The sequence below is a fragment of the Spirillospora sp. NPDC049024 genome, from assembly GCF_040649235.1.
In the GTDB taxonomy this organism is placed as follows: Bacteria; Actinomycetota; Actinomycetes; order Streptosporangiales; family Streptosporangiaceae; genus Spirillospora.
On sequence record NZ_JBEZFD010000029.1, the window covers coordinates 67,084 to 82,237 of the forward strand.

The window sequence follows — 15,154 nt, forward strand, 5'->3', positions numbered from 1 at the left end:
ACTGAGCGCGGACGGCATGCCCGAACCGGAAACCGCGTGACCTGGGCACTCACTGGGTACGCGGACGTCCGGGAGCTACCGCCCGGCCGGATGCCCGGCGGCACCCTGCGTATGAAAGGACGCTGACAATGCCCATCGCAACGCCCGAGGTCTACGCGGAGATGCTCGACCGTGCGAAGCGCGACGGCTTCGCCTTCCCCGCGATCAACGTGACGTCCAGCCAGACGCTGAACGCCGCGCTGCGCGGGTTCGCGGAGGCCGAGAGCGACGGAATCGTGCAGGTGTCCACCGGCGGGGCCGAGTACCTGTCCGGCTCCACGGTGAAGGACATGGTCACGGGCGCGACCGCGCTGGCCGAGTACGCCCGGGTCGTGGCGGCCAAGTACCCGGTGAACATCGCCCTGCACACCGACCACTGCCCGAAGGACAAGCTGGACGGCTTCATGCGGCCGCTGGTGAAGATCTCGCAGGAGCGGGTGGCGCGCGGCGAGGAGCCGCTGTTCCAGTCGCACATGTGGGACGGGTCCGCCGTCGAGCTGCACGAGAACCTGCAGATCGCCGCCGAGCTGCTGGAGGAGTGCGCCAAGGCCCGGATCATCATGGAGATGGAGATCGGGGTCGTCGGCGGCGAGGAGGACGGCGTCGCCAACGAGATCAACGAGAAGCTCTACACGACGCCGGGCGACGCGATCGCGACCGCCGAGGCCGTGGGCGTCGGCGAGAAGGGCCGCTACATCCTGGCCGCGACGTTCGGGAACGTGCACGGCGTCTACAAGCCGGGCTCGGTCAAGCTGCGTCCCGAGGTGCTCAAGGAGATCCAGGACGCGGTCGGCGCCAAGTACGGCAAGGACAAGCCGTTCGACCTGGTGTTCCACGGCGGCTCCGGCTCCACGCTGGAGGAGATCCGGGAGGCGGTGTCGTACGGCGTCGTCAAGATGAACATCGACACCGACACCCAGTACGCGTTCACCCGTCCGGTCGCCGAGCACATGTTCCGCAACTACGACGGCGTGCTGAAGGTCGACGGCGAGGTCGGCAACAAGAAGCAGTACGACCCGCGCTCGTGGGGCAAGGCGGCGGAGGCCGCGATGGCCGCCCGCATCGTCGAGGCCGCCGAGAACCTCCAGTCCGCCGGCAAGAAGCTGAAGTAGTGGAGCGGGCCGGGGGCCGCACGGCGGCCCCCGGCCGAGCCCGTTGCCTGACGAAACGCGGGTAGGGTCGAAGGCGTGGCACTGCCCCGCACGTACGAGTCGCAGAACTGCTCGGTCGCCCGCTCGCTGGAGGTCGTGGGCGACCGCTGGACGATGCTGGTGATCCGCAGCGCCTTCCAGGGCGTGCGGCGCTTCGACGACTTCCAGGACGCCCTCGGCGTGGCCCGCAACGTCCTCACCGACCGGCTCAACCGGCTCTGCGACGAGGGCATCATGCGCCGCGTCAGGTACCAGGAGCGGCCGGACCGGTACGAGTACCGGCTGACCCGCAAGGGCGTGGAACTGTGGCCCGCGGTCATGACCCTGATGATGTGGGGCGACCGCCACTACGCGCCGGACGGCCCGCCCCTGGTCATCGGCCACCGGGGCTGCGACGGCACGCTGACCCCTCATTTCACCTGCGATTCCTGCGGGGCGCAGCTCGGCCCCGGCGACGTCGATCCCCGTCCCGGCCCGAGCGCCTGATCTGGCGGGACAGCGCACCTTCCTACGAAACGTGCACCTTTCTCGACAAACGCCGACGTTTCATTTTTCCTGGCCGCCGCAAGATTGGCTCCGCCAGGGCCGCCGATGAATTCTCCGCGCGGCGGCGGTCTGCCCCGGTGACCGTCCTAGCGAGCGGAGGAGCCGAATGCGGGAATCGGCCGGCGCGTCAATGTCCCTCCCACCGAGTACGCCCCTCCCTTCGAGCCCGTCCCCGCCATCGAGCGCGGGCATCCTGGAGCGCTCGATCGGTTTCCTCCTGACCGCCGTCCAACCTGTCACGCGGCGAATGCTCACGCGCCCGACGCCGTGCGCCGAATGGGACCTCCACATGCTGCTGCTGCACATCGGCGACTCCCTCGCCGCGGTGCACGAGGGTCTGGCGGCGGGCCGGATCGGCCTCCGCCGCGTCGCGGTCGAACCGGCCGGCGACCCGGTGTCGGCGCTGCGCGTGCAGGCCGTTCGCGTGCTCCGCCACGCCAGGGCCTCTGCCGCCTGCCCGGGCCGCGGCGCGGGGGCGGCGATCGGCGACCTGCGGGTCCCCGGCGAGCTGGTGACCGGCGCGGGTGCTCTCGAAGCGGTCGTGCACGGTTGGGACGTCACGCAGGCGACCGGCGCGAGGCAACCCGTCCCACCAGGTCTGGCCGTGGACCTCCTCACCGTGGCGAGAACCCTGGCGCCGCCGGACGGGCGCTGCCCCCTCTTCCGCGAACCGGTCGAAGCGGGTCCGCACGCGTCGCCCGGCGAACGCCTCGTCGCCTTCCTCGGCCGCCGCCCGCCGCCCTGACGGACCGGCCGCCGCCCGGCTCGCGGCGCGACGCACCGGGCCCGTGGGTTGCTTCACACAACTTCATGCGGTCCAATAAGTTGTGTGAAGCAACTCGATGTGCGCAGCGCCGCTCGCATTGACGCCGCGCTGGCCGACGTCCGGATCCGCCCGTACGGGATCAACGACGGTCCCCGCGTCCGGCGGATGTCGGAGCGGCTCTCGGCCGCCAGCCTCTACACGCGCTTCTTCTCGGGGACGCCTCGCATCCCCGACCACTACATGGGCCTGCTCGACCGCCTCGACCACTGGGACCGCGACGCCCTCGTCGGCCTGGACGGCGACGAGATCGCCGGCATCGCCGAGTACATCCGCGACCCCGCGCGGCCCTGGCGGGCGGACCTCGCCGTCCTCGTCACCGACCCGTGGCAGCAGCGGGGCCTGGGCACCACCCTCGTCGGCCACCTCGCGCGACTGGCCGCACGGCGCGGAATCAACGAGTTCGACGCGGACGTCATCCTCACGAACCGGCAGGGGCTCCGCTTCGTCCGGCGCGGCTGGCCGTCCGCCCGCTCCACCCTGGACGGCGGCGCGGCCCACTTCACCCTGCCCCTCGCCGGCGCCACCATCCGCTGAGGCCGGTCAAGAAGGTTCGGTACGTCCGCTCATGGTTTGCGGGCCACGCCGCCGTAGAGGCCGACCTGTTCGGGCGGGACGACCGGACCCTCGGGGCGCCAGGACGTGATGTAGCCCAGGCCCGGGTCGACCGGTTCCAGGCCCGTGAAGAACCCGTTGATGGCGTCGCGGTTCCGGGGAGTGATCTGGGCGCTGGGAGCCTGCCTGGTGTACTCCTCGGCGGCGTCGGACGCCCCTTGCGGGTTCTCCTCGGGCGTGCCGTGTGAGATCACGAGGTAGGAGCCGGGCGCCAGCCGGTCCACCAGTCTCGCCACGATGCCGTGCACGCCGTCCTCGTCCGGGAGGAAGTGCAGGATCGCGACCAGGAGGAGGGCCACGGGCTCGTCGAAGTCCAGCGTGGCCGCCGCGTGCTCCAGGATCGCGTCCGGCTCGCGCAGATCGGCCTCGACGTAGTCGGTGGCGCCCTCGGGGGTGCTGGTGAGCAGGGCGCGCGCGTGGACGAGGACGACGGGGTCGTTGTCGGCGTAGACGACGCGGGCCGCGGGCTCGATCCGCTGCGCCACGTCATGGACGTTGTCCTGCGTCGGCAAGCCCGTCCCGATGTCCAGGAACTGCCTGATGCCGGCCTCGCCGGCCAGGTACCGGACGGCCCGGCCGAGGAACGCGCGGTTCTCCCGGGCGACCAGGCGCATGCTGGGAATGATCTTCAGCAGCCCGTCGGCGACCTTGCGGTCGACCTCGTAGTTGTCCTTGCCGCCCAGCAAGTGGTCGTAGACGCGGGCGGGGCTCGGGACGGACGTGTCGACGCCCTGCGGCCTGCTCATTGGTCGATCGTAGGCGGGCGCGGCGGCGAGCTCCAGATGCGTTCCGCGGCTTCGGACGCGGCATCGCTCCGCCGTGCCGCCGACGAACCGCCGCCCCTGGTGGGAGCGCGGACGGAACGGCGATTACTGACCGTTAGCGGCCACGGGGACGGCACGGACGCGCTGCACGGGATCTTGAGATCGGGAGAAGTGGATCGGCACCCCACCGTCGAAGGCGGTGACCGTGCCGGACGGCGCGCTCGGCATCCCCGGGTCCGGCGGGCCGCGCCCCGGGTTGTCGGGCGCCCGCCGGCGCTGCTTACGATGGCCCGCATGACCCAGAACCTGCTCGGCGGCCCCGCTCCGACCGAACTTCCGGACAACGAAGAGGCCCGGACGGCCCTGGAGAACGGCATCGACCCGTTCGAGGTCGCCGCGCGCCACCCGGACTACCCGGGCGCCTGGGCCGAGCTGGCCGACCGCTCCTTCGCCAAGGGCAGCGTCATCGACTCCTACGCGTTCGCCCGCACCGGCTACCACCGCGGGCTGGACCAGCTGCGCAGGGCCGGCTGGAAGGGCCACGGCCCCATCCCCTGGGAGCACGAGCCGAACCGCGGCTTCCTGCGCGCCCTGCACGCCCTCGCCCGTGCCGCCGCCGCCATCGGCGAGGACTCCGAGGCCGAGCGCTGCCGGACCTTCCTCCGCGACAGCAGCGCCGCCGCGGCCGACGCCCTCAACGGCTCCTGACGCCACCGATCGAGCGCGCCGCCCGGGACGCCTGGGCGGCGACGCCGGGGATGCCCGACACCAGGAAGGGGCCGCCGCCGGCGAGGTCGCCGGCCACGTGCAGGCGGCGATCGGGCCGACCGCCGACGAGGACCCGTCCCGTGCCGGGGTCGATGGCGAGGCCGCCGTCGGGGGCCGGCACCGCGCCCTGGGCCAGGAGCGACGAGACGAGCGGCTCGGCCGCCCGGGGGATCGCGTGCGGCGGCGGATTCACCGCGTTGATCACGATGTCGGCGGTGCGGACGCCCCCCGCATGCGTGATCTCGAATCCGGACCCGGCCTCGATCTTCTCGATCCCGGACAGCGCCTCCAGCGCCCCCGCCTCGAACAGGTCCAGCAGCAGCGCGGCATTGCCGGGCACCATCGGCGAGGCCGCACTCGTGATCGTCCGGAAGTGGCGGCCGCGGAGCCGCTCCCGGTCACGCGCGGGGAGCAGCCGCCACGCGACCGGACCCGCGGTGTGCGCCGCCTCCTGCACGATCCGGCGGCCGAGCTGCGGCGCGTCCACCATGGCGAGCTGCTCGCGCAGGTTCGCTGCAGGGTCCCGTTCCGGTGCCGCGGCGATCCACGCCGCGAGGGCGTCCCAGCTCTCGCCGTGAGCCGCCAGCTCCCTGCGGATCAGTTCGGCGAACTCCGCCAGCCGGACCGGTCCCTCCAGGGACCGCAGGCGGTCGGGTGCCAGGTACCGGAGGTCGGTCGGAACGAGACGCTGCCAGACGAACGGGAGCGTCCCGCTCCGCGACACCATGCTGATCCTGCCGGCGTGCCCGCGCGCGGCCAGTGACACCACGATGTCGACCGCGGTCAGGCCGGTCCCGATGACCGCCACGTCACTTCGGGGCGGCACGTCGGCGAGGGTCCGCCGCAGCGGATACGGGTCGGCGACGAAGCCGGGCGCGCCCGCCAGCCCGTAGCCGTCGAGGGGGGCGCCCCCACCGACGCACAGGACGACCTGGTCGGCGGTGTACCGGCGCCCGTCCGCCGTTCGCACGGACGGGCGGCCCGCGAGGGACACCCCGGTCACGGCCGCGTCGACGACCTCCGTCCGCGCGAACCGGGCGAGCGCGGCCTCCGCCGTGTCGGCCAGGTACCGCCCGTACACGGCGCGCGGCGGGATCGGGCGGCCGAGCCGCTCGTCGGAGTGGGTTCCGGCGGGCGCGTCCCCGTCCAGCCAGCGCGCGTAGTGCTCCCGGTCCCCGAACCGGATCGACATGATCTCCGGCGGGGCGTTGACGAGCACGGAGTCCAGGTCCGGCTGGTAGGGACGGCCCCGCCAGGGCGTCGTCGAGGGGTCGAAGACGGTGACCGACCGGATGTCCGAGGGGTCGAGGGCGTCCAGCAGCGCCACGGCCGCCGCACCCGCCCCGATGATCGCGATGTCCATGCCGCCGAGCCTGGCCGCCCCGCCGCGCCCGCCCCATCCCCCGCGCACAGGGGATCGTTCCGGACCGCGATCCCCCATTCGAGGGGGTACGTCCGCCGCGCACGGCGGGCAGACTGGAACGATGATCGACCAGCGGGAGCGGCGGGCCCTCCTCGACCGGGCCGCACGCGCACGGGACGCGGGCGAGCTGTTCGCCGGCGCCTCGTCGCGGCTCGGACGGCTGCTGGGCTTCCAGGCCGCCGCGTGGTCGGCCACCGACCCCGAGACCGGATTGATCACCGCGCCGCTGCTGGTCGAGAACCTCGGGCGAGGTGAGCAGTGCTTCGCCTACTGGGAGTGCGCGCTCCTGGAAGAGACCGTGCTGCCCTACCGCGACCTCGCCCGCGCCCCCGTCCCGGCCGCCGGGCTCGTGGCGAGCACCGGCGGACTGCCCGCCCGCAGCGCGCAGTACCGCAAGCTGCTCGGCCGCCAGGGGATCGGGGACGAGCTGCGCGCCGTCCTGCGGACCGGCGGCCGGCCCTGGGGCGTCGTCAGCCTGTTCCGCGAGAAGGGCGGGGAGCCGTTCGGCCCCGCGGACGTCTCCCTCGTCGCGGGCCTCTCCGCGCCCCTCGCCGACCGCCTCCGCGAGCTGGCCCGGCCCGTCCGGCCACCGGGACCGGCCGCGGGGCACGATCCGGGGCTCATCCTGTTCGACCCGGCCGGCACGCCCGTCTCGATCAACGACGAGGCGCGCGACCTGCTCTCCCGGCTCCCGGACGGCCCGTCCGTCCCGTCCCGGTTGGGCCCGCCCCTGCCGGTCTGGCTCGCCGCGACGGCCGCGCAGGCCCGCGCCGTCGCCGCCGGCCGCGACCGCGGAGCGGCCCGCATTCGGATCCGCACCCGCGACGGGCAGTGGCTCGTCGTCCACGCCTCCTGCATGGACGGGGTCCCCGGTTCGCCCGGCCCCACCGCCGTGGTCGTCCAGCCGGCCGCCGGCTCCGACATGGCGCCCATCATCGCGGAGGCGTACGGCCTGTCCGCGCGCGAGCTGGAGATCACCCAGCTGATCGCGCGCGGGCTGACCACCGGCGGCATCGCCGCCGCGCTGGTCATCTCCCCGCACACCGTCCGCGACCACGTCAAGGCCGTGTTCGCCAAGACGCGCGTGTCGAGCCGCGGCGAGCTGGTCGCGAAGCTGTTCGCCGAGAACTACTGGCCGCGCCGGGTCCGGTGACCGGGAATCCGCCTCCGGTTTCCTTGCAGCCCAGCTGAGGGTACGCTTTGATCGCAAGAGGCCCCTTCGCTTGCGGCGACCGGGGCCTTCGTCGTGGGAAGGAAAAGTGGCATGCCTGCCATCGTTCTTGTCGGTGCCCAGTGGGGAGATGAGGGCAAGGGCAAGGCGACAGACCTGCTCGGCGGGGACGTCGACTACGTCGTCCGCTACCAGGGTGGCAACAACGCGGGCCACACGGTGGTCATCGGCGACAAGAGCTACGCGCTGCACCTGCTGCCGTCCGGAGTGCTGTCGCCCGACGTCGTCCCGGTCATCGGCAACGGCGTGGTGATCGACCCGGCGGTGCTGCTGCAGGAGATCGACGGGCTGCGGGACCGCGGCATCAGCTGCGAGCGGCTGCTGATCTCGGCGAACGCGCACCTGATCATGCCCCACCACCGCGCCCTCGACAAGGTCACCGAGCGCTACCTCGGCAAGGCCCGGATCGGCACCACCGGCCGCGGCATCGGCCCCACCTACGCCGACAAGATCAACCGGATGGGCATCCGGGTCCAGGACCTGTTCGACCCGAACATCCTCACCCAGAAGCTCGACCTGGCCCTGCGCGAGAAGAACCAGGTCCTCACGAAGGTCTACAACCGCCGCCGCATCGAGACCGGGCCGATCGTCCAGGAGTACCTGGCCTACGGCGAGCGCCTCAAGCCGTTCGTCGCCGACACCACGCTCGTCCTGAACAAGGCGCTGGACGACGGCAAGGTCGTCCTGCTGGAGGGCGCGCAGGGCACGCTGCTGGACATCGACCACGGCACCTACCCGTTCGTGACGTCCTCCAGCCCCACGGCGGGCGGCGCGTGCGCGGGCTCCGGCGTCGGCCCCACCAAGATCACCCGCGTGATCGGCATCCTCAAGGCGTACACGACCCGCGTCGGGTCCGGGCCGTTCCCCACCGAGCTGCTGGACGAGCAGGGCGAGTACCTGCGCACGACCGGCGGCGAGTACGGCGTGACCACGGGCCGCGACCGCCGCTGCGGCTGGTTCGACGCCGTGATCGCCCGCTACGCCACCCGCGTCAACGGCATCACCGACTACTTCCTGACGAAGCTGGACGTCCTGTCCGGCCTCGAACGGGTCCCGGTGTGCGTCGCCTACGAGGTCGACGGCGTCCGGGTGGACGAGCTGCCCACCACGCAGACCGAGTTCCACCACGCCAAGCCGATCCTGGAGTACCTCGACGGCTGGCAGGAGGACATCACCGGCGCCGAGAAGTTCGAGGACCTGCCCGCGAACGCGCAGGCCTACGTCCGGGCACTGGAGGAGATGTCCGGCGCCCAGATCTCCGCGATCGGCGTAGGCCCCGGCCGCGACCAAACCCTCTCGCTAAGGCCCCTCGTTTAATGCATTTCTCTCCTCCTTCGGGCCTAGCGGCCCTCCATCGTCGAGAAACGCGGGCGATCGCTGGCATCGCTCCGTCTCGCCTTGGCGGCTCGCTGCGCGATCAGATTCTCGCTTCGCTCGAATCTGCCTTCGGACGCGATCGCGAGCGGCGAGGTTGTCGCGTGGTTGCGGTGACGGCCGGGGTCTGCGCCCGCGCGTTCGGTCACGGACGGTAGCGTTCGTTCGGTGATCTCCATCGTCGAAGTTCACGGGCATCGGGGGGCGCGTGGGCTCCGTCCGGAGAACACCCTGCCCGGCTTCGCCCATGCGCTTGACCTCGGCGTCGACACGATCGAGCTGGACGTGGGCATGTCCTCGGACGGCGTCGTCGTCCTCGGCCACGACCAGGTGGTGTCCCCGGCCGTCCTCGCCGACACGGGCCCCGCCTGGCCGGGCGACCCCGCCTACCCCTACGTCGGCAAGCCCGTCCGCGAGCTTTCCCTAGCCCAGCTGCGGACGCTCGACGCGGGCCTGAGCTGCGACGCCGCCCCGATGCCCGGCACCCGCATCCCCACTCTCGCCGAGGCGTGCGCCCTCCTGGCCCCCGCGGACGTGGGGCTCTCCGTCGAGCTCAAGACGGACCCGACCTGGACCGACGAGGAGGTGGAACTCCTCACCGCCGCCGTCGCGGCCGTCCTGAGGACCTTCGGCTGCACCGAGCGCTCCCGGCTCCTGGCCTTCGACTGGCGCGTCCTGGCCGAGGCCCGCCGCCACTACCCGGACCTGGGCCGCGTCGCCCTCATGGAACGCAAGACCCTCGTCCCCGGCACCGGCTGGCTCGCGGGCCACTCCCCGGCCGACCCGGTCGCCGCCGCCTTCGCCCTGGGCGCCACGGCCGTCTCCCCCGAACACGCGATGACGACACCGGCCCTGATCGACCAGGCCCACACCCTGGCCCTCCCCGTCATCGTCTGGACGGTGAACACCCCCGCAGACATGACCCGTTTCATAACCCAAGGCGCAGACGCAATAGTCACCGACTACCCCGACCGCCTGCGAGCCCTAGTGGCGGCAACTCCCGCCGTCTGATCCACAAGGCTCAGTCCTTCTCCCTGGATCGCAACGCTCAGCCACCGCCGCAACCCCGCAACGACCTCAATGGCTGCGATCGCGTCCGAAGGCAGGTTCGAGCGAAGCGAGAACCTGATCGCGCAGCGAGCCGCAAGGCGAGTCGGAGCGATGCCAGCGAGCGCCCGCGTTTCTCGACGATGGAGGGCCTTCAAGGCCCGAAGGAGGAGAGAAATGCAATGTCAGAGCCAGCCGTTGCGGCGGAAGCCGCGGTAGAGGGCGAAGCAGGCGAGGGTGATGACGCTGAGGATCATGGGGTAGCCGTACTGCCAGCGGGTCTCGGGCATGTGGTCGAAGTTCATGCCGTAGACGCCGGCGATGGCGGTGGGGACCATGAAGATGGCGCCCCAGGCGGAGATCTTGCGCATGTCCTTGTTGTCGGCGACGGTGACCTGGGTCATGTGCGCGTGGAGGATGGGGTTGAGGAGCTCGTCGTAGGACTCGACCTGCTCGCGGACGCGGGTGAGGTGGTCCTCGACGTCGCGGAGGTACTCCCTGATCTCGGCCGGGACGAAGCGGCGGCCGGACAGGCTGCGCAGCGGGCCGGCGAGCGGGCCGACGGCGCGCTTGAGCTGGATGACCTCGCGCTTGAGCCGGTAGATGCGCCGGGACTCGTCGGTGCGCTCGGGCGAGAAGACGGCCTCCTCGACCTCGTCGATGTCCTCCATGACGGCGTTGGCGACGCCGACGTAGCCGTCCACGACGCGGTCGGTGACGGCGTGCAGGACGGCGGCGGGGCCGAGGGCGAGGCGGCCGGGGTCCTTCTCCAGCTGGCGGCGGACGGGGCCGAGCGCGCCGTGGGCGCCGTGCCGGACGGTGACGACGAAGTCGGGGCCGCAGAACAGCATGATCTCGCCGGTCTCGACGACCTCGGCTCCGCCGGGGCCGCTGGAGACGTAGCCGACGGTCTTCATGACGACGAAGTGGACGTCGTCGTAGCGCTCGAGCTTGGGGCGCTGGTGGGCGTGGATCGCGTCCTCGACGGCGAGCGGGTGCAGGCCGAAGACCTCGGCGAGGTCGCTCAGCTCGGCGGCGGACGGTTCGTGGAGGCCGACCCAGACGAAGCCGGCGCTGTCGCCGTCGGGGACGAGCCGGCCGTCGCGCACCAGGCGGACGGCGTCGGCGACGGTATCGGTGCTAACGCGGTGGCCGTCGATGTAGGCGGCCCAGTCGATGACCGCCGAGTCGCGGTTCGGAGCCTGCACGCCGCTGGGGCGGCCGCGCGTCTTGAAGAGCACGCGGCTGGGGCGGACTCGTGTCATGGCCATGAGGTGCTCCTAACCCGCCGGCCACGCACGCAGCGCGCGCTCAACCCCCGCTGGTCAGCGAAGGGAGCGCGCGAGGGCGAAGGCCGGGCGCCAGATGGAGGCGGACGGAGGGACAGCCCTGTCCGGACTGTGAGGGTTCTCTGGCGAACTGCAAGTATCACCAGGACTCATCCCGACCACCTCCTTTCACGCGCCTCGACGGCGGGCGGTCAAGCCCGTCGCAGCCTACCAGCCGATATGTAGGACGCCGCCCGTATCGGTGAGGTTCACACCCCCCCGTGTGACGGCGGCCTCACCCCGCTCCATCCCCGTCCGCACGGGGGTTATGCGGCCCCCGGCGCGGCGGCGCGGACCAGTAAGCTCGCGACGTGCGAGTACTCGTCCTTGGATCGGGTGGCCGCGAGCATGCGCTCGCCCGCGCCCTGCACCGCGACCCTGCCGTCACCGCCCTCCACTGCGCCCCGGGCAATCCGGGCACGGCAGAGATCGCGGACAACCACCAGATCGATCCGACGAACCGCACGGCGGTGGTGGAGCTGGCCACGCGGCTCCGGGTCGGCCTGGTCGTCGTCGGGCCGGAGGCCGTGCTCGTGGCGGGCGTGGGTGACGCCCTGCGCGAGGCCGGCATCCCCTGCTTCGGGCCGGACCGGGCCGCCGCCAAGATCGAGGCGTCCAAGGCGTTCGCCAAGGAGGTCATGGCGGCGGCGGGGGTGCCGACCGCCGACTCGCGGGTCTGCGAGTCGACCGGGCAGGCGGAGGAGGCGCTCGACGCCTTCGGCCCGCCGTACGTGGTGAAGGACGACGGGCTGGCGGCCGGCAAGGGCGTCGTCGTCACCGAGGACCGCGACGAGGCGCTGCGGCACGCGGACGCCTGCGAGCGCGTCGTGGTCGAGGAGTACCTGGACGGTCCCGAGGTCTCCCTGTTCGCGCTGTGCGACGGGCAGCACGCCGTTCCGCTGCTGCCGGCGCAGGACTTCAAGCGCGCCTACGACGGCGACGAGGGCCCGAACACGGGCGGCATGGGCGCCTACACGCCGCTGCCCTGGGTGCCGCCGGGCCTGGTGGACGAGGTCATGGCCGCGGTCGTCCAGCCGACCGTCGACGAACTGCGCCGCCGCGAGACCCCGTACGTGGGCGTGCTGTACGCCGGGCTCGCGCTGACGTCCAGGGGCGTGCGGGTGGTGGAGTTCAACGCCCGCTTCGGCGACCCCGAGACCCAGGTCGTCCTGGACCGGCTGGCCACCCCCGTCGCCACGCTCCTCCAGGCGTGCGCGATCGGCGGGCTCGACCCGGCCCTGCGGCTTGAATGGCATCCGGGCGCGGCCGTCACGGTGGTCGTGGCGGCCGAGGGCTACCCGGCCGCTCCGGTGAAGGGCGACGAGATCACCGGCCTGGACGAGGCCGCCGCGGTGGAGGGCGCCTACGTGCTGCACGCGGGCACCAGGCTCGGCGGCGAGGGGCAGCCCGTCGCGAGCGGCGGGCGCGTCCTGAACGTGGTCGGCACCGGACCCGATCTCAGCGCCGCCCGCGCCGCCGCGTACGAGGCCGTCTCCAAGATCGGTCTGCGCGGCTCCCACCACCGCACCGACATAGCGCTGAAGGCGATCTCCATGCCATGATTACTTGATTACAACTAATCAAGTGAGGTCAGGCATGGCTTCCTCCTCCGTGCCCGTACGCGAAGAGGTCTACCGCGTCACGACGCTGGAGCTCTTCTTCGACCTGGTGTTCGTCTTCGCGGTGACCCAGCTCAGCCACGTCCTGGTCAAGGAACTGAACGTGCTGGGCCTGCTCCAGATCGTGCTGATGTTCGGCGTCCTGTGGTGGATGTACGGCGGCTACGCCTGGCTGACGAACACCCTCACGCCCACGACGACGGGACGGCGCCTGCTGCTCCTGGTCGGGATGGCCGGGTTCTTCATGGTCGCCCTGGCCACCCCGACGGCGTTCAAGGGCGGCGGCGTGCTGTGGGGCCTCGGGTACCTCGTGCTGGTGCTCGCCCACGTGACGCTGTACGCGCAGGGCAATCCGCAAATCCTGCGCGTCCTGCCGGCCAACCTCCTCGCGGCGGTGCTCATCATCGCCGCCGGGATCCTCGACCACGGGCCGGGGGTGTACGTGCTGTGGACGCTCGCGCTCGTCGTCCCGATCGTCCAGCCGTACATCGTGCCGCCGGGCGGGCTGTTCACCATCCAGCCCGCGCACATCGTGGAGCGGCACGGGCTGCTCGTCATGATCACGATCGGCGAGTCGGTGATCGCGGTCGGGGCGGGCGCCGAGCACGCGCACCTGGACCCGGGCCTCGTCGTCGCCGTGCTGCTCGGGCTGGCGCTCGCGGCCGCCGTCTGGTGGAGCTACTTCGCCAGGGACGACGAGCGCGCCGAGGAGTCGCTGACCGCGGCGGACGACCTGCGCCGTACCCAGATGACGATGTTCGGCTACTTCTACGCCCACATCCCGCTGGTCGTCGGGATCATCGTCGCGGCGGCCGGGATGGGGCAGGCCGTCGGGCACGCCTGGGACGCCCTGCACCTCGGCCCCGCGCTCGCGCTGGCCGGCGGCGTCGCACTCTACCTGGCGGGCGACGTCGCGTTCCGCCGGATCGTGCGCATCGGGCCGTCCCGGATCCGGCTCGGCGCCGCCGCGGTCGCGCTCGCGGCCACCCCGCTCGGCCTCTGGCTGGCCGCCGCGGAGATCGCCGCCCTCGTGCTGGTGATCGTCGCGGCGCTGGCGCTCGAACACGCGGCGACCCGGCCGGACGCGGCGGTTCCCGGCCTGGGACAATCGTCGGGTGATTGAGCGCTACACCCTTCCGGAGATGGGACGCGTCTGGAGCGACGCGCACAAGTACGAGCTGTGGTGCCAGGTGGAGGTCCTCGTCGTCGAGGCCCACGCCGAGGCCGGCACGATCCCTCCGGAGGTGGTGGAGCCGGTGCGCAAGGCGCCGCCGCCGACGCCGGAGGCGGTGCACGCGATCGAGGCGGTGACGCAGCACGACGTGATCGCCTTCCTGTCGGCGTGGGCGGACAACACCGAGCCCCGGGAGGCCGCCCGGTACGTCCACTTCGGCATGACGTCGTCCGACCTGCTCGACACCGCGCTCGCGCTCCAGCTGGTCGAGGCCACCGACATCCTGCTGGAGAAGGCGGACACGCTCGTCGCGACGCTGCGCGACCACGCGCTGGCGCACCAGGCGACGCTGCGGGTCGGGCGGACGCACGGCATCCACGGCGAGCCGGACGTGTGGGGCCACCGCGTCGCCGACTTCGCGTTCGCCATGGCCCGGTCGCGCGACCGGCTGCGGCGCGCCCGCGAGGCCGTGGGCGTGATGGCGATCTCCGGCGCGGTCGGGACGTACTCCAACATCGACCCGGCGATCGAGCTGCACGTCGCGCGCAAGCTCGGCCTGAAGGCCGCCGACGTGTCGACGCAGGTCGTCATCCGCGACGGGATCAGCGAGTGGGTGTCCGCCCTGGCGATCATGGCGACGGTGTGCGAGGCGATCGCGCTGGAGGTGCGGCACGGGCAGCGCACCGAGGTCCGGGAGCTGTGGGAGCCGTTCGGCAAGGGCCAGAAGGGCTCCTCGGCGATGCCGCACAAGAAGAACCCGATCATCTCCGAGCGGCTGGCGGGGATGGCGCGGATCGTGCGGGCGCAGATCGTCCCGGTGCTGGAGGGCATCCCGCTGTGGCACGAGCGCGACATCTCGCACTCCTCCACCGAGCGGATCGCGCTGCCGGACGCCTCCATCGCGCTCGACTACATGCTGAACCTGACCAACCGCCTCATGTCCGGACTCGTCGTTGACGAGGCCCGCATGCGGGAGAACCTGGACTCGACCGGCGGGCTCATCTACACCTCCACCGTCCTCCTGGAGCTGGTCGAGGCGGGCATGTCGCGCGACGACGAGGCGTACCCCCTCGTCCAGAAGGCCGCCATGGAGACGTGGGAGACCGGCACGCCGTTCCGGGAGACGCTGCGCGCGCACGCGGCCGAGGCGGGCCTCACGCTGGACGAGAAGCGCCTGGACGAGGTGTGCCGCCCCGAGCGCTTCGTGGAGCGCCTGGCCCCGATGTTCGACCGCCTGACCGCTCTCAGTTAG

General features: G+C 72.2%; 15 protein-coding genes. 11 read left to right on the forward strand and 4 right to left on the reverse strand.

Annotated elements, in window-relative coordinates; translation table 11 throughout:
* The first annotated feature begins 128 nt into the window (after positions 1 to 128).
* From fbaA to AB0C21_RS37790, 4 genes are all read left to right on the forward strand, one after another.
* Positions 129 to 1,151, forward strand: a complete 1,023-nt coding sequence (gene fbaA / locus AB0C21_RS37775) for a class II fructose-bisphosphate aldolase (RefSeq protein ID WP_149260510.1) — start codon at positions 129 to 131, stop codon at positions 1,149 to 1,151.
* Positions 1,152 to 1,226: 75 nt separating this feature from the next.
* Entirely contained in the window at positions 1,227 to 1,676 is a 450-nt protein-coding gene (locus tag AB0C21_RS37780; protein ID WP_500210841.1) for a winged helix-turn-helix transcriptional regulator, read from the forward strand.
* Positions 1,677 to 1,866: 190 nt separating this feature from the next.
* On the forward strand, positions 1,867 to 2,481 hold the full coding sequence (locus AB0C21_RS37785) for a TIGR03086 family metal-binding protein (RefSeq protein WP_500210843.1): 615 nt from the start codon (positions 1,867 to 1,869) through the stop codon (positions 2,479 to 2,481).
* 84 nt (positions 2,482 to 2,565) lie between these two features.
* On the forward strand, positions 2,566 to 3,096 hold the full coding sequence (locus AB0C21_RS37790; protein ID WP_500210844.1) for a GNAT family N-acetyltransferase: 531 nt from the start codon (positions 2,566 to 2,568) through the stop codon (positions 3,094 to 3,096).
* Positions 3,097 to 3,125: 29 nt separating this feature from the next.
* On the opposite strand, the gene AB0C21_RS37795 is transcribed toward AB0C21_RS37790, so the two are convergent.
* Entirely contained in the window at positions 3,126 to 3,920 is a 795-nt protein-coding gene (locus AB0C21_RS37795; RefSeq protein WP_149260514.1) for an SAM-dependent methyltransferase, read from the reverse strand.
* A gap of 303 nt (positions 3,921 to 4,223) precedes the next feature.
* Between AB0C21_RS37795 and AB0C21_RS37800 the strand changes: the two genes are divergently transcribed.
* Entirely contained in the window at positions 4,224 to 4,646 is a 423-nt protein-coding gene (locus AB0C21_RS37800) for a DUF3151 domain-containing protein (protein ID WP_149260516.1), read from the forward strand.
* Here AB0C21_RS37800 and AB0C21_RS37805 read toward each other — a convergent pair.
* Entirely contained in the window at positions 4,633 to 6,069 is a 1,437-nt protein-coding gene (locus tag AB0C21_RS37805) for an FAD/NAD(P)-binding protein (protein WP_500210846.1), read from the reverse strand. The genes AB0C21_RS37800 and AB0C21_RS37805 overlap by 14 nt on opposite strands.
* A gap of 121 nt (positions 6,070 to 6,190) precedes the next feature.
* Between AB0C21_RS37805 and AB0C21_RS37810 the strand changes: the two genes are divergently transcribed.
* Positions 6,191 to 7,282 (forward strand): response regulator transcription factor, encoded by a 1,092-nt coding sequence (locus AB0C21_RS37810; RefSeq protein ID WP_500210847.1) that lies wholly within the window; start codon positions 6,191 to 6,193, stop codon positions 7,280 to 7,282.
* Positions 7,283 to 7,393: 111 nt separating this feature from the next.
* Positions 7,394 to 8,677 carry an adenylosuccinate synthase gene (locus AB0C21_RS37815; RefSeq protein WP_149260517.1) on the forward strand — a complete coding sequence of 428 codons (1,284 nt, stop codon included), beginning with the start codon at positions 7,394 to 7,396 and terminating at the stop codon, positions 8,675 to 8,677.
* 23 nt (positions 8,678 to 8,700) lie between these two features.
* Here the strand turns inward: AB0C21_RS37815 and AB0C21_RS37820 are convergent, their stop codons facing one another.
* Positions 8,701 to 8,913, reverse strand: a complete 213-nt coding sequence (locus AB0C21_RS37820) for a hypothetical protein (protein ID WP_500210849.1) — start codon at positions 8,911 to 8,913, stop codon at positions 8,701 to 8,703.
* On the opposite strand from AB0C21_RS37820, the gene AB0C21_RS37825 reads away from it, so the two are divergent.
* Complete coding sequence (locus AB0C21_RS37825; protein ID WP_500210851.1) at positions 8,903 to 9,745, forward strand: glycerophosphodiester phosphodiesterase family protein; 843 nt, start codon at positions 8,903 to 8,905, stop codon at positions 9,743 to 9,745. The genes AB0C21_RS37820 and AB0C21_RS37825 overlap by 11 nt on opposite strands.
* A 221-nt stretch (positions 9,746 to 9,966) precedes the next feature.
* Here AB0C21_RS37825 and AB0C21_RS37830 read toward each other — a convergent pair whose 3' ends face one another.
* A complete protein-coding gene (locus tag AB0C21_RS37830; RefSeq protein WP_500210853.1) occupies positions 9,967 to 11,052 on the reverse strand; it encodes a magnesium and cobalt transport protein CorA in 1,086 nt (361 codons plus the stop codon).
* Positions 11,053 to 11,420: 368 nt separating this feature from the next.
* Here AB0C21_RS37830 and purD point away from each other — a divergent pair, with 368 nt between their 5' ends.
* The 3 genes from purD to purB are packed head-to-tail and all read left to right on the forward strand — an operon-like array spanning position 11,421 to position 15,154.
* Positions 11,421 to 12,671 carry a phosphoribosylamine--glycine ligase gene (purD, locus tag AB0C21_RS37835; protein WP_500210854.1) on the forward strand — a complete coding sequence of 417 codons (1,251 nt, stop codon included), beginning with the start codon at positions 11,421 to 11,423 and terminating at the stop codon, positions 12,669 to 12,671.
* A gap of 34 nt (positions 12,672 to 12,705) precedes the next feature.
* Positions 12,706 to 13,851, forward strand: a complete 1,146-nt coding sequence (locus tag AB0C21_RS37840) for a low temperature requirement protein A (protein WP_500210855.1) — start codon at positions 12,706 to 12,708, stop codon at positions 13,849 to 13,851.
* Positions 13,844 to 15,154, forward strand: a complete 1,311-nt coding sequence (gene purB / locus AB0C21_RS37845; RefSeq protein WP_500210857.1) for an adenylosuccinate lyase — start codon at positions 13,844 to 13,846, stop codon at positions 15,152 to 15,154. The genes AB0C21_RS37840 and purB overlap by 8 nt, the downstream gene beginning before the upstream one ends.

What these genes read in the sequence shown, in the direction of transcription:
- AB0C21_RS37830 (WP_500210853.1), bottom strand. Translation starts at nt 11,052, where the DNA reads ATGGCCATGACACGAGTCCGCCCCAGCCGCGTGCTCTTCAAGACGCGC.
- AB0C21_RS37785 (WP_500210843.1), top strand. Translation starts at nt 1,867, where the DNA reads ATGTCCCTCCCACCGAGTACGCCCCTCCCTTCGAGCCCGTCCCCGCCA.
- AB0C21_RS37800 (WP_149260516.1), top strand. Translation starts at nt 4,224, where the DNA reads ATGGCCCGCATGACCCAGAACCTGCTCGGCGGCCCCGCTCCGACCGAA.
- AB0C21_RS37840 (WP_500210855.1), top strand. Translation starts at nt 12,706, where the DNA reads ATGGCTTCCTCCTCCGTGCCCGTACGCGAAGAGGTCTACCGCGTCACG.
- fbaA (WP_149260510.1), top strand. Translation starts at nt 129, where the DNA reads ATGCCCATCGCAACGCCCGAGGTCTACGCGGAGATGCTCGACCGTGCG.
- AB0C21_RS37795 (WP_149260514.1), bottom strand. Translation starts at nt 3,920, where the DNA reads ATGAGCAGGCCGCAGGGCGTCGACACGTCCGTCCCGAGCCCCGCCCGC.
- AB0C21_RS37815 (WP_149260517.1), top strand. Translation starts at nt 7,394, where the DNA reads ATGCCTGCCATCGTTCTTGTCGGTGCCCAGTGGGGAGATGAGGGCAAG.
- AB0C21_RS37820 (WP_500210849.1), bottom strand. Translation starts at nt 8,913, where the DNA reads ATGGAGATCACCGAACGAACGCTACCGTCCGTGACCGAACGCGCGGGC.
- AB0C21_RS37805 (WP_500210846.1), bottom strand. Translation starts at nt 6,069, where the DNA reads ATGGACATCGCGATCATCGGGGCGGGTGCGGCGGCCGTGGCGCTGCTG.
- AB0C21_RS37810 (WP_500210847.1), top strand. Translation starts at nt 6,191, where the DNA reads ATGATCGACCAGCGGGAGCGGCGGGCCCTCCTCGACCGGGCCGCACGC.